The 13,524-nt window shown below is 68.0% G+C and carries 9 protein-coding genes; 2 read left to right on the top strand and 7 right to left on the bottom strand.

The features are described from left to right. Positions 1 to 64: 64 nt before the first annotated feature. Positions 65 to 817 (top strand): IclR family transcriptional regulator, encoded by a 753-nt coding sequence (locus tag QZM67_RS32625; RefSeq protein WP_301809708.1) that lies wholly within the window; start codon positions 65 to 67, stop codon positions 815 to 817. A gap of 32 nt (positions 818 to 849) precedes the next feature. Here QZM67_RS32625 and QZM67_RS32620 read toward each other — a convergent pair whose 3' ends face one another. From QZM67_RS32620 to QZM67_RS32590, 7 genes are all read right to left on the bottom strand, one after another. Further along, positions 850 to 1,797: a DmsC/YnfH family molybdoenzyme membrane anchor subunit gene (locus QZM67_RS32620; RefSeq protein WP_301809705.1), complete on the bottom strand. Its 948-nt coding sequence runs from the start codon at positions 1,795 to 1,797 to the stop codon at positions 850 to 852. A gap of 39 nt (positions 1,798 to 1,836) precedes the next feature. Beyond that, positions 1,837 to 2,583 carry a 4Fe-4S dicluster domain-containing protein gene (locus QZM67_RS32615; protein ID WP_043179359.1) on the bottom strand — a complete coding sequence of 249 codons (747 nt, stop codon included), beginning with the start codon at positions 2,581 to 2,583 and terminating at the stop codon, positions 1,837 to 1,839. Between the two features lie 16 nt (positions 2,584 to 2,599). Beyond that, the gene (locus QZM67_RS32610) at positions 2,600 to 5,536 is read right to left on the bottom strand and encodes a molybdopterin oxidoreductase family protein (protein ID WP_301809700.1); all 2,937 of its coding nucleotides are present in this window, start codon (positions 5,534 to 5,536) and stop codon (positions 2,600 to 2,602) included. A 224-nt stretch (positions 5,537 to 5,760) separates the two neighbouring features. Beyond that, positions 5,761 to 7,182, bottom strand: a complete 1,422-nt coding sequence (locus QZM67_RS32605) for an amino acid permease (RefSeq protein WP_043179361.1) — start codon at positions 7,180 to 7,182, stop codon at positions 5,761 to 5,763. A gap of 178 nt (positions 7,183 to 7,360) precedes the next feature. Continuing rightward, entirely contained in the window at positions 7,361 to 8,776 is a 1,416-nt protein-coding gene (locus QZM67_RS32600) for an FAD-binding oxidoreductase (RefSeq protein WP_301809696.1), read from the bottom strand. Between the two features lie 565 nt (positions 8,777 to 9,341). After that, entirely contained in the window at positions 9,342 to 10,646 is a 1,305-nt protein-coding gene (locus tag QZM67_RS32595; protein ID WP_301809693.1) for an MFS transporter, read from the bottom strand. A 128-nt stretch (positions 10,647 to 10,774) separates the two neighbouring features. Beyond that, a complete protein-coding gene (locus tag QZM67_RS32590; RefSeq protein WP_301809690.1) occupies positions 10,775 to 12,430 on the bottom strand; it encodes a GMC family oxidoreductase in 1,656 nt (551 codons plus the stop codon). Between the two features lie 185 nt (positions 12,431 to 12,615). Between QZM67_RS32590 and QZM67_RS32585 the strand changes: the two genes are divergently transcribed. Further along, entirely contained in the window at positions 12,616 to 13,440 is an 825-nt protein-coding gene (locus QZM67_RS32585) for an IclR family transcriptional regulator (protein WP_301809687.1), read from the top strand. Positions 13,441 to 13,524 lie beyond the last annotated feature (84 nt).

Raw genomic sequence — 13,524 nt, 5'->3', positions numbered from 1 at the left:
CGTGCGGCTAGCCTGCCGGGCCGTTCGGTACAATGGCCGCAGTCCAGTTTCCGGAACGCCTGCCATGCTGCCCGTGGATACGCCCACGCTGCGCGCCTTCGCGCTGCTCGAACATCTCGTCCAGGCCGGCGATGCCGTGTCGCTCGCCGATCTCGCGCGTGATGTCGATATCCCGAAGGCGTCGCTGCACCGGATGCTCGCGTCGCTCGAAGCCGGCGGCCTCGTGATTCGCGAGCCAGGCCGCAAGAACGCGTATGCGATCGGCCCGCGCCTCGCGCGGCTCGGCACCGGCGTGATGCTGCATGCGGGCGCGCGCCGGCTGCGCCACGCGATCCTCGAACGGCTCGTCGCCGATCTCGGCGAAACCTGCAACCTGACCGCGCTGCACGACACGGAAGTCGTCTATCTCGACCGCGTCGAGGCCGACTGGCCGTTGCGGCTCGACCTGAAATCCGGCTCGCGCGTGCCCGCGCACTGCAGCGCCAGCGGCAAGCTGCTGCTCGCGCTGCTGCCGCGCGACGAACGCGCCGCGCTGGTGCGCGCGCTGGCACTGCCGCGCTACACCCCGAACACGATCTCGGATCCCGAACTGCTCGAAGCCGAACTCGACCGCACCGCACACAAGGGCGTCGCGATCGACAACGAGGAATTCGTCGCGGGCATCGTGTGCATCGCGGCCCCGATCGTCGGCGACGACGGCGCGTGTATCGCCGCGGTCGCCGTGCATGCGCCCGTGTCGCGCGCCCCGCTGTCGCGACTGCTCGACCACGTGCCGCGCCTGCAGGAAGCGGCTCGCGCGCTCGCGGCAACGTTCTAGTTCCCGCACGGCGTGGACGCCCGCACGCAACGTCACGACGCGCGCTGGTAGTAGATGTTCTGCGGATGCCGCGCGTCCGCGAAGAAGAACCAGCGTTCCGCAACCAGCCCCGCATACTGGATCACGAACGCCGCGCCGAGCGCGACGGCCGCCGCGACCGACGTCGGCGCGAGCGCGCCCGCGCCGGTCAGCACGAACGGCACCGCGAATGCGCCGATCAGGAAGCCCGCCTTCACCGCGCGCAGCGTGCCGTTGCCCTGCCCGTGAAAGAACTCCCGCGTATTGAACGCACTGGCGGTGAAGCCGCGCGACTTCTGTTCGACCTTCGCATTGCGGATCCCGGTCGCGCTCTGCACGGTCGACTTCGGCCGCAACCGCGCATTGCGTGCGAGCGACGCGAGCCGTGTGACACAGCCCGCGAGCGTCAGCACGCACGCGGCCACGGCGAGCCGGCCGACCAGCGCCGGCGCGAGCCACGCGGCGCAGGCCGTCGCCAGCGTGCAACCCGACGCGCAACCGAGCAGCACGAAGTTCACGAGCGTCAGTGGGCTCGCCCATTCCTGCAGGAAGCGCAGGCACGCGTAGATCATCGCGGTACACACGAACAGCGCGACGCTCGCGAGCGCGCCCGCCGCGCCGATCAGCAACGTGCCGGGCCAGCCGAACAGGTGTGCCGCGCCATACGCGAATGCGCACGCGAGAAACACCGGCAGTGCGATGCATTCACGCGACAGCCACGACGTGCGCCACATCGCGATCGCGCGCCATGCGCGTTCGGGGTGGCCGAGATGGAAGAACGACGCGAACAGGCCGAGCACGCCGAGCGCGACCGACAGCGCCGCGCCCGTCACGTAGAAAGCGGCGGCCACGTCGATGCCGGCCAGCCGCGCGAGCGCCTCGACGATCACGAGCGTCAGCAACAGGCCCTGTGCGGCGCCGCACAGCGTGGTGAGAAAAACGACCGAAAAGGCTGGACGCATGGGGACTCCGTTTTTTCGTATGAGTGAAGGGCGTCGCGCTCAGCGCTGCGTCGCGAGCGACACGAGATTGATGTCGCCACGCGCCGCACGGCCTTCAAACGACTCGTCTTCATCGACGCCGACCGACCCGCTGCCACACCCGCCGCTACTCCCGCAACCGCACGACGCTTCGGTCTTCACGCGCGGCAGGTAATGGTTCGACGGCCGCGTGCCCCATTCGGGCATCAGCTGATAACCGCCGCGTTCCCGGATCGCGCGCGACACATCCGACTCGGGATCGTGCACGTCGCCGAACAGCCGCGCCGACGTCGGGCACGCGAGCACGCAAGCCGGTTTCCGGTCGCGTTCGGGCAACGCCTCGTTGTCGATGCGGTCCGCGCACAGCGTGCACTTCGTCATCTCCTTGCGGCCCTCGTCGAGCTCGCGTGCGCCGTACGGGCACGCCCACGCGCAATACTTGCAGCCGATGCACTTGTCGTAGTCGACCAGCACGATGCCGTCCGACTTGCGCTTGTAGCTCGCGCCGGTCGGACAGACAGGCACGCACGGCGGATCCTCGCAGTGCAGGCACGATTTCGGGAAGTGGATCGTGTCGGTCATCGGGAACACGCCCGCTTCGTAGGTCTGCACGCGATTGAAGAACGTGCCGGACGGATCGTCGTCGTACGGGCGCATGTCGGCGAGACTGCCGGCTTCGCCCGACGTGTTCCATTCCTTGCAGCTCGTCACGCAGGCATGGCAGCCGACGCATACGTTCAGGTCGATGACGAGGGCCATCTGGGTCATGGTTGCGCTCCTTCGATCAGCGGTCGTCAGACTGCGGGCCGGCCGACGTCGCGCGCCGCAGCCGCGCGGCGAATGCGCCGGTTCCCGCGAAATACGCCTGCACGCGCTGCAGCACGCGCGGCGTGCCCGGCAGCGCCGGCATCGGCGCGAACTGCGGCAAGGTCGTCGCCGCATCGGCTTCGGCCGGATAGATCCGCACTTGCACGTCGTACCAGCCGGCCTGCCCCGTCACCGGATCGGAATTCGACATGCGTGCACCGTCGCGCGCCGCATCCGGCAGCTCGTCGGTGATCACGTGGTTCAACAGGAAGCCGCGCTGCGACTCGCCCGCCTGCGGCCCGAGGTTCCACGCGCCGGCCGCCTTGCCGATCGCGTTCCAGGTCCACACGGTGCCGGGTTCGACCGCCTCGCTGTAGCGCGCGCGGCAGCGCACCTTGCCCCACGGCGATTCGACGTAGATCCACGCGCCGTCTTCGATCTGCTGCGCGGCGGCCGTCAGCGGGTTCACGAACAGGTGGTTCTCGCCGTGGATCTGCCGCAGCCACGCGTTCTGCGAATCCCACGAGTGGTACATCGCCATCGGCCGCTGCGTGATCGCCGCGAGCGGATAGCGGTTCGCATCGGTCAGCCCGCTTTCGAGCGAGCGATGCCAGAACGGCAGCGGATCGAAATAGCGCGCGATGCGCTCGCGCAGATGGTCGGGCGGCTGGCGGCCGGTCGTGCGGCCCTGCGCGGCGAGCCGGAATTTCTGCATCACGTCCGAGTAGAGCTGGATCACGATCGGCACGCCGAACTTGCGCATCCCGTTGTCGACCGCCCATTGCATGTACGGGCCATTGCAGTTGCGCATGTACTGCAGCGGCTCCGGCAGCCGGTGGTGATACACGCAGTTGTTCTCCGCGTAGCGCTTCCACTGGTCGGGGTTCGGCTCGCCGACGACGGCCTTGTCGCCGTCCTTGCCACGCCAGCCGATCAGGAAACCGGTGCCCGAATCGGGCGCGGTCTGGAAGTTGACGACGAAATCCGGATAGTCGCGGTACTTGCGCTGCCCGTCCGCGGTCGTGAAGGCGGGAAACTTCAGCCGGCTCGCAAGCTCGATCAGCACCTCCTGGAACGGCTTGCATTCGCCGGTCGGCGGCACGACCGGCACGCGCACCGAGTCGACCGGCCCGTCGAATTCGGAGATCGGCCGGTCGAGCACCGACATCACGTCGTGCCGTTCGAGGTAGGTCGTGTCGGGCAGGATCAGATCGGCGAACGCCGTCATTTCCGACGCAAACGCATCGCATACGACGAGGAACGGAATCCGGTATTCGCCGTCGTCGCGCTTGTCGACCAGCATCTTGCGCACTTCCGTCGTGTTCATCGACGAATTCCACGCCATGTTGGCCATGAAGATCAGCAGCGTGTCGATCGGATAGGGATCGCCGCGCCACGCATTGGTGATCACCGAATGCATCAGCCCGTGCACTGCCAGCGGGTATTCCCACGAGAATGCCTTGTCGAGCCGCGCGGGCGTGCCGTCCGGATGGACGAACAAATCCTCGGGGCCCGCCGGCCAGCCGAGCGGGCCGGTGGCGAGCGGCGTGTTCGGCTTGATCTGCGCCGGGTCGTTCGGCGGTTTCGCCGACGGCGGCACCGCGCGCGGATACGGCGCCTTGTGCCGGAAGCCGCCTGGCCGGTCGATCGTGCCGAGCAGCGACATCAGCACGGCGAGCGCGCGGATCGTCTGGAAGCCGTTCGAATGCGCGGCGAGCCCGCGCATCGCATGGAACGCGATCGGCACGCCCTTCACCGATTCGTGCTCCTTGCCCCACGAATCGGTCCAGCGCACCGGCAGCTCGATCGCGTGCTCGCGCGCGACCGTCTCCATCTCGCGCGCCAGGCGGCGGATCGTGTCGGCCGCGATGCCGGTGATGTCGGCCGCCCATTCGGGTGTGCACTCGGCCACCTGTTCGCGCAGCAGCGTGAACGACGGCGCGACGGGCGTGCCGTCGTCGAGCGTATAGCGGCCGTCGAGCGCAGGCTCCGCGCCGTCCGTGTGATGCAGCACCGCGCGGTTCGTCTTCGTGTCCCACCACATCCGGTTCTGCGGATACAGCGCGTTGACCTCCGGCGCGCCGGCGTCACGCACGAACAGCCCGAACGTGTCGGCACCGTCGCGCTGATCGACCAGCTCGGCCGCATTCGTGAAGCGCGACACGAATTCGAGGTCGAACGCATCGCGCGCGATCAGCTCGTGCATCAGCGCCATGAACAGCGCGCCGTCGGTGCCGGGGCGAATCGGAATCCATTCGTCGGCAATCGCCGCGTAGCCGGTACGCACCGGATTGATCGCGATGAAGCGGCCGCCCGCGCGCTTGAACTTGCCGAGCGCGATCTTCAGCGGATTCGAGTGGTGATCCTCCGCAGTGCCGATCATGAAGAACAGCTTCGCATTGTCGAGATCGGGGCCGCCGAATTCCCAGAACGAGCCGCCGATCGTGTAGATCATCCCGGCCGCCATGTTCGCCGAGCAGAACCCGCCGTGCGCCGCATAGTTCGGCGTACCGAACTGTTTCGCGAACAGGCCGGTAAGCGCCTGCATCTGGTCGCGGCCCGTGAACAGCGCGAAGCGCTTCGGGTCGGTGGCGCGCAGGTGCGCGAGGCGCTTTTCGAGCACGTCGAACGCGACCTCCCACGACACCGGCTCGAACTGCGCGTCGCCGCGCTCGGCGCCCGGCTTGCGCATCAGCGGCTGCGTGAGCCGCGCGGGCGAATACTGCTTCATGATTCCCGACGAACCTTTCGCGCAGATGACGCCCTGGTTCAGCGGATGCGCGGGATTGCCGTCGATGTAGCGCACCTCGCCGTCGCGCAGATGCACGCGGATGCCGCAGCGGCACGCGCACATGTAGCACGTCGTCGTCTTGATCTCGGCCTGCTCGTCGCGCTCGCGTGCCCGATGTTCCATCGTCTGTCCTCGTTCGCGGATGAGGGTGCGTCCCGCCGGGGCGCACCCGTGAATCGGTTCATCCATGCTATGCCGGCGCGCGGCCGACATAAAGTCGCATCCTCTGATCGGTGCTATCGGTCGGCCCGATAGTTGCCCCGGCCATCCATCGGCTCGGGCGAGAAGCCGCATGCGCGAAGGCCCGGCTTGCGGGCCGGGCCTTCGGCGTCATGCGTGCCCGCGCATTACCGCGGCGGATAGGCGAGCAGTTCGCTGTCGTCGAGATGCTCGCGGCGGCTGCGGCGCGTCAGCCCGTAGGCGACGACCAGCACGCCCAGGCTGGCGACGCCGAGCCACAGCGGCTTGCGCTGATCCGGGATGAACGCCATCGCGACGAGGATGCCGACCATGCCGACGATCGCAACCCAGGTGAGGTACGGGTATGCCCACATCTTGACGCGCAGCTTGCTGGCGGCCACCGGGTCGAGACGCTTGCGCAGGCGCAGTTGCGAGAACGCGATCAGCACGTACACGAACAGCGCGACGGTGCCGTACGAATTGACGAGGAATGCGAACACGGTATCGGGCGACACGTACGACATCACCACCGACACGTAGCCGAACACCGTGCCGAGCAGGATCGCGCGCACCGGCACCCCGCGCTTGTTGACCTTCGCGAGCGCGGCCGGCGCGTCACCGTGGCGGGTCAGCGCGAACAGCATCCGCGACGCCGCATAGAGCCCCGAGTTGAGCGCGGACAGCACCGCCGTCAGCACGATCGCGTTCATTACGTTGGCAGCGGCCGGCAGGCCCATCACTTCGAGTGCGCTCACATACGGCGTGGCCATCTGATGCGAATTCCACGGTACCAGCGCGACGACGAGCGCCACCGAGCCGACGTAGAACACCAGCACACGCGTGATCACCGAATTGGTGGCCTTCGCGACCGCTTTCGCCGGCTCCTTGGCCTCGGCCGCCGCGATCGTGACGATTTCCGCGCCGAAGTAGAAGCCGGTGGCCGCGACCGCCCCGCTCATCACCGGCCCGATGCCGAGCGGCATGAAGCCGCCGTGGCCGAGCAGCGTCGGCAGCACGGACGTGGTGTGCATCGACGCAGGCCACAGGCCGAGCACGTACAGGCCGCCGAGGAACAGGAACACGACGATCGCGCCGACCTTGATCGACGAGAACCAGAACTCGAACTCGCCGTAGCTGCCGACCGAGATCAGGTTCGTGAGCGTCAGCACGACCAGCAGCGCGAGGCTGATGATCCACGCGGGGGTATCGGGCAGCCAGAACTGGATCAGCTTGGCGCCGGCCACCGCTTCGAGCGCGACGACGATCACCCAGAAATACCAGTACATCCAGCCGGTCAGGAAGCCCGCCATCTTGCCGGGCCCGCGCCAGTTGCCGAACGCGAGCCGCGCGTATTCGTAGAACGAACCGACGGCCGGCATCGCGCAGGCCATCTCGCCGAGCATCCGCATCACGAGCACGACGAGCCCGCCCGTGATCAGGAACGACAGGATCGCGGCCGGCCCGGTCTGCTGAATCACCACACCGCTGCCGACGAACAGCCCGGCACCGATCACGCCGCCAAGCGCAATCATCGTCATGTGGCGCTGCTTGAGCCCACACTTCAGGTCACTCTGGTTCGAGGGTTGCATGTCTTCTCCATATCCAGTTGTCCGGACGCCGCCCGCACGCCACCGTCGGGTGAGCACGGGCGCCGCCGGCGACGGCGCGTGCAGGGGCGCCTGCAGCCCCGGCCGCACGGATTTCTGTTGCTTTTCTTGTGTTGGACGGCCCGGCGCGTTGCATCACGCCGGGCGAGGTGCACATCGTTCAGGGCTTTTCGTCGTTCCTGAAGTACGACAGGTAGAGCATCCGCTGCCCGATGCGCCGGAATGGCGCGAACGGGTGGCCAGGCAGCGGCGACGTGAAGATCGGCAGCGTCTGGCGTGCGCCCTTCCCCGCGATCTGCTCGGCCAGCCGGCGGCCGGCCTGCTGCGAGTACGACACGCCGTTGCCGCCGTAGCCGAGCGCGTAGTACACCGACTGCCGCGGGTCGGGCTGGCACACGCGCGGCATCATGTCGTGGCTGACGTCGACCCAGCCCCACCATGAATAATCGATCTGTACGCCGCGCAGCGCGGGAAACTTGCGCGCCATCCCTTCCTTCAGCAATTCGAAGTGACGCGGATTCGGCGCGTCGTCACCGGTGATCGCGCTGCGGCTGCCGATCTGCAAGCGACGATCGGGCAGGAACCGGTAGTAGAAGCGCAGCGTACGCGTATCGGTCAGCACCTGCGTCGTGCGGAAATTGCACGCGTCGATCTCCGCGTCGGTGAGCGGGCGCGTGACCATCGAGTTCGACAGGATCGGCATCACCTTGCTACGCAGCGACGGATGCAGCGTCTGCGCGGTGTACGCGCCGGTCGCGATGCCGACCGCGCGGGCCCGCACGACGCCGCCCGGCGTGCGCAGGTGATGCACGCCGTCGATCGTCTCGAAGCCGAGCACCGGGCTGCTCGTATGCACCTTCGCGCCGGCTTCGCGCGCGAGGCGCAGGTAGCCGAACGCGAGCTTCAGCGCATGGATGCCGATGCCTTCCGGCTCGTGCAGCGCGCCGGCTGCCTCGTGGTCGTTGATGAATTCGCGGCGGAAGGTTTCCGCGCTCAGCAGTTCCGACGGATAGCCGAACACGTCCTTCCACACCTTCGCCTCGGCCGCGAGCTTCGCCATGATGCGCGGACGATGCGCGATCAGGAAATGGCCGCCCGGCTGCGGATCGCAGTCGATTTCCGACACCAGCGACTTGAAGTTGTCGAAGCCTTCGAGGATCTCGTCGTGCATCTTCAGCGCGACGTCCTTGCCCCAGCGCTCGATCCACTGCGAGCGCGACAGCCGGCCCGACGCGTTCTGCCCCTGCCCGCCATTGCGGCTGCTGCAGCCCCAGCTCGTGCGGTTGGCTTCGAGCACGACGGCCTTGATGCCGTGGTCCCGAGCAAGGCACAGCGCCGTTGCGAGGCCCGTGTAGCCGGCGCCGATGATCGCGACATCGACATCGAGATCGCGCGTGACGGGGCCGTCGTCGGGCGGCGGGGTGCCGGCCGTCGCGACCCAGTAGGTCGGCGCGTACTGCTTGCCGCACCCGGGCCCCGGCGACACGAGCGGATCGTAGGTCGGGTCGTAACGCGTATCGTTCGACCGGCCGCCGGCGAAGCCGCTCGCGGACCGTTCGATGGAAGGGGTCGACATGGTCAGCCCTCCGACGCGGGCTTGCCTGCCGCGCCGCAACGGGCGCACGAGGCGATTCGATGGACTGATGCGGGGCGCGCGCGCGCCGCGCGGGCCAATGCTGCCGACTGCCTGTTGGTCATGCCTGTCTCCTGATCGTTCTCTTCGGGTCGATCGTGTGCAGATGCTTCAATGCAGCGATCTGTCGAGGAAAGTGTAGGCAGGCCGTTTTTTCGGAGGTAGGGCCAGTGGACCGGATTCGCTTGGACCAGCGCGCGGGACGGCGGGCGGCAGGCAACCGGTGGACGGCAACGGTCGAAAGGGATCAGCGACACGGACCCGACGCCGCCGGACGATCGGAATGCCGAATGGCGGGCAGTCAGCAGACGGCGTCGGTCAACAAGGATCAACGGTGCGGGGGCAACGCCGCCGGACGGCCGGGAAGCCGAACGGCGGGCCACGGCAAGCGACCGGCAGACGGCGTCGGTGAGTGGCAATCAGCGGCGCAGGCATGACCCCGCAAGAAGATCAGGGCGCCGATACGGCCCCACGCCACGCCGCCCCACCCGATCCGCCCCGCCCGCCGTCACATCGCGCGCACCACCACGCCGTCCATCCCGCCGCGCTTCTCGATCGCCCGCGCGGACACGATCGACAGGAGTGCAGACAACATCACGTAAACCCCGACGAGCCACGGCGCTCCGCCGTTCACGCGCAGCAATGCGGTCGCGACGATCGGCGTGAGGCCGCTCGCGAAGATGCCCGACACCTGGTAGACGAACGAGATACCCGTGTAACGCACGTTCGCGTCGAACAGTTCCGCGAACAGCGCGGCCTCCGGCCCGTACGCCATCGCATAGAAGATCCCGAACGGGATCACCAGCGCGAGCCACACGGCGAGCAGGTTGGTCGACTGCGTCTGCAGCAGCCAGAACGCGGGCAACACCGACAGCCCGCACAGTGTCGCGCCCCACCGGTACACGCGTGCGCGGCCGAGCCGGTCCGACAGGCTGCCGAACACGGGGATGAACACGCACATCACGACTGCCGCGCTCATCACGCCGAGCAGCGCGTCGCCACGCGAGATCGACAGGTTGCGTGTCATGTAGCCGATCGAGAACACCGCGAACACGTTGAAGAACACGCCGTCGATATAGCGTGCGCCCATCCCGAGCAAGATCGCCTGCCGATAATTCGCAAGCAGTTCGACGACCGGGAGCTTCGTATCGCGCCGCTGGCGCTTGAGCGCGACGAACTCGGGCGTATCGGCCACGCGCGTGCGGATGTAGAAGCCGACCGCGACCAGCAACAGCGACGCCGCGAACGCGACGCGCCAGCCCCACGCGAGAAATGCGGCGTCCGGCAACGCACGCGACAGTGCCGCGACTACACCGGCCGCGAGGCACAGTCCGATCGCGAGCCCGATCTGCGGCAGGCTCGCATACAGCCCGCGCCGGTGCGGCGGTGCGTACTCGTAGGCCATCAGCACCGCGCCGCCCCACTCGCCGCCGAGGCCGATGCCCTGCAGCACGCGCAGCGTCAGCAGCAGCACCGGCGCCCACATGCCGATCTGCGCATAGGTCGGCAGGAACGCAACGCCGGCCGTCGACACGCCCATGATCAGCATCGTCAGGATCAGCGCGGACTTGCGCCCGACGCGGTCGCCGAGATGGCCGAACAGCAAGCCGCCGAGCGGCCGCGTGACGAAGCCGACCGCGAACGTCGCATACGCGAGCATCGTCGACACGAACGCGTCGCCGGACGGAAAGTACTGCTTGTCGAACACGATGCCGGCGACCACGCCGTACAGGAAAAAGTCGTACCACTCGACGGTCGCGCCGATCACGCTGGCCGCGGCCACGCGTCGGACGACCCGGGAATCGATTGCCATGCGAGCTTCTCCAGGTAAGGATGCGCCGCAACCTGCCCCGGCGCCGTGCCGGCGGGGGCATCGATAAACGCGCGGCGGCCGTCCGGGCGCAGGAGCACGGGCCACGCGGGGGGATGCGTGGCGAGGCCCTACGCGAGCGCCTCGGCGGCCGATGCGATGCTATGACCGCGATCGGCCGCGCGCGCGTCTTCGAGGATCATGTCGGACGCCTTCTCGGCGACCATCACGATCGGCACGTTGGTATTGCCCGATACGAGGGTCGGCATGATCGAACAGTCGACCACGCGCAGCCCGCGCGTGCCGTACACGCGCAGCCGCTCGTCGACGACCGCGAGCGGATCGCTCGCGACGCCCATTTTCGCGGTGCCGGACGGATGGAAGATCGTCTGCCCGTACTCGCGGCAGAACTCGAGCAGTTCGTCGTCCGTCTGCGCGTCCGCGCCCGGCCGCACCTCGCGCTTCATCAGCGGCGCCATCGGCTCGGTGGCCGCGACGCGTCGCGCGAAGCGCACGCCGGCCACCGTCGTGCGGCGGTCGCGCTCGGTGTCGAGATAGTTCGGCTGGATCGACGGTGCATCGCGCGCATCGTCGGTGCGGATGCGCACGGTGCCGCGCGATTCCGGGCGCAGCTGGCAGATCGAATACGTGCAGCCGGGAAACGGGTGCACGCTGCCGCCCGCCGAATCGGCCGACAGCGTCGAGAAATGGAACTGGATGTCGGGCGTCGCCGATTCGTCCGGCAGCGCACGACAGAACATGCCGCCCTGGTTGATGCCGATCGCGAGCGGGCCGCCGCGGAACAGCGCCCATTGCAGCCCCATCTTCGCGCGGCCGACCCATGAATGCAGTTCGTCGTTGGTCGTGATCGGCTTCGTCACTTCGTAGATCAGACGAATCTGCAAATGATCCTGCAGGTTCTCGCCGACGCCCGCGCGATCGGCGACGACCGGAATCCCGTGCCGGTTCAGCAGCGCGGCCGGCCCGACGCCCGACACCTGCAGCAGTTGCGGCGACTGCAGCGCGCCGGCCGCGAGGATCACCTCGCGCAACGCGCGCACCTCGCACACCCTGCCATGCTGCACGTAGCGCACGCCGGACGCCTGCGCGCCGTCGAACAGCACCTTCAGCGCCTGCGCATCGGTTTCGACATGCAGGTTCGGCCGCCCGCGCGCAGGCTTCAGGTAGGCCACCGCCGTCGAGCAGCGCAGCCCGTTGCGCGTGGTGAGCTGGTAATAGCCGACGCCTTCCTGGTCGCCCGTGTTGAAATCGTCGACCGTACGCACGCCGAGCTTGTTCGACGCTGCGACGAACGCATCGACGAGTTCGTGCCGCTGCCGGATAGCAGACGCCCACAACGGGCCGCCGGTGCCGCGCGTCGGCCCTTCTCCGAGCGTGTTGTGTTCGAGCCTGCGGAAATACGGCAGACAGTCGCGCCAGCTCCAGCCGCGATTGCCGAGCGCGGCCCAGTGGTCGTAGTCCTGCTGCTGCCCGCGCACGTAGATCAGCCCGTTGATCGAACTACAGCCACCGAGCGTGCGGCCGCGCGGCCAGTACAGGCGGCGGTTGTGCATGTTCGGATCGGGATCGGTGTGGAAGCCCCAGTTGTACACGGGGTGGAACATCGTCTTGCCGTACCCGATCGGCACATGGATCCACATGTAGTTGTCGGCGGGGCCGGCTTCCAGCAGGCACACCGTGTGACGTCCGCCGTCGGACAGCCGGTTGGCGAGGACGCAACCGGCCGATCCTGCGCCGACCACGACATAGTCGAAGCTGCGTGTCATTCGTGTCTCCGTTCCGGGGTATTTGAAAAATCCGGTATGTTTCGTCCAAATTTATGGAGCACACGGAACGCATACAAGCCGATTTATTGTCCACACCGCGAATGTGGTACAAAAACCGTTCAATTCGTTTCATTTCCATCGCACAACCATCCCGGGACGCACGCCGATCCCGACGGAGGAGACACATGCGCGAAACCGCCCCCGCGCCGCCCGACGGCGCGCCCGCCGACGACGCGCGCGTGCTGCGCGCCCTCGCGGTACTCGAAGCGCTCGCGTCGGCCGGCCAGCCGTACACGCTGTCGCAACTCGCCGCGCGGCTGCACATTCCAAAGGCGACGCTGCTGCGGCTGATCGAATCGCTCGAAACACGCGGCTACGTGATCCACATGCCCGACTCGCGCGGGCACGACCGCGGCATCGCGCTCGGCCCGCGCGCCGCGCAGTTCGCGCTCGCGGCGCTGTCGAACAACACGTTCACACGCGGCTGCCGCTCGGTGCTGCGTTCGCTCGTCGACGTGCTCGGCGAGACCTGCAACCTCACCGCGCTCGACGGCGACACGGTGCTGTACGTCGAACGCGTCGAGACGACCGAGCCGCTGCGGCTCGAGATGCGGCCCGGCATGCGCGTGCCGCTGCATTGCACGGCGAGCGGCAAGCTGTTCCTGTCGCAGATGAATGCGCTGGAGCGCAACGCGATGCTCGCGCGGCTCACGCTGAAGAAGATGACCTACCGGACGCTGACCGATGCGCAGTTGCTCGCGGCCGAGCTCGACCGGCTCGCGGCGCGCGGCGTCGGGATCGACAACGAGGAATTCGTGCGCGGGATGGTGGCTGTTGCGGTGCCGGTGAAGGATGCCGCGAGTGGTCGCGTGCTCGCGGCGCTTGCCGTGCATGCGCCGACCGCGCGGGCGACGCTCAGCGATTTGCTGGAGAACGTGCCGAAGATGCGGGAAGCGGCGACGCGGCTCGCGCCGCTGCTGAATGCGGCTGAGGGCGCGCCGCCGGGTTGACGAGGCCGCGCGCGGTCATGCGGTCATGCGGTCATGCGGTCATGCGGTCATGCGGTCATGCGGTCATGCGGTCACGCAGTCACG

The organism is Burkholderia sp. AU45251 (assembly GCF_030482905.1).
GTDB lineage: Bacteria > Pseudomonadota > Gammaproteobacteria > Burkholderiales > Burkholderiaceae > Burkholderia > Burkholderia aenigmatica.
This window is presented reverse-complemented; position numbering and strand designations above follow the sequence as displayed.

Coding starts and splice junctions, on each gene's coding strand:
- QZM67_RS32590 (WP_301809690.1), bottom strand. CDS start 12,430: ATGACACGCAGCTTCGACTATGTCGTGGTCGGCGCAGGATCGGCCGGT.
- QZM67_RS32600 (WP_301809696.1), bottom strand. CDS start 8,776: ATGTCGACCCCTTCCATCGAACGGTCCGCGAGCGGCTTCGCCGGCGGC.
- QZM67_RS32625 (WP_301809708.1), top strand. CDS start 65: ATGCTGCCCGTGGATACGCCCACGCTGCGCGCCTTCGCGCTGCTCGAA.
- QZM67_RS32615 (WP_043179359.1), bottom strand. CDS start 2,583: ATGACCCAGATGGCCCTCGTCATCGACCTGAACGTATGCGTCGGCTGC.
- QZM67_RS32605 (WP_043179361.1), bottom strand. CDS start 7,182: ATGCAACCCTCGAACCAGAGTGACCTGAAGTGTGGGCTCAAGCAGCGC.
- QZM67_RS32595 (WP_301809693.1), bottom strand. CDS start 10,646: ATGGCAATCGATTCCCGGGTCGTCCGACGCGTGGCCGCGGCCAGCGTG.
- QZM67_RS32620 (WP_301809705.1), bottom strand. CDS start 1,797: ATGCGTCCAGCCTTTTCGGTCGTTTTTCTCACCACGCTGTGCGGCGCC.
- QZM67_RS32610 (WP_301809700.1), bottom strand. CDS start 5,536: ATGGAACATCGGGCACGCGAGCGCGACGAGCAGGCCGAGATCAAGACG.
- QZM67_RS32585 (WP_301809687.1), top strand. CDS start 12,616: ATGCGCGAAACCGCCCCCGCGCCGCCCGACGGCGCGCCCGCCGACGAC.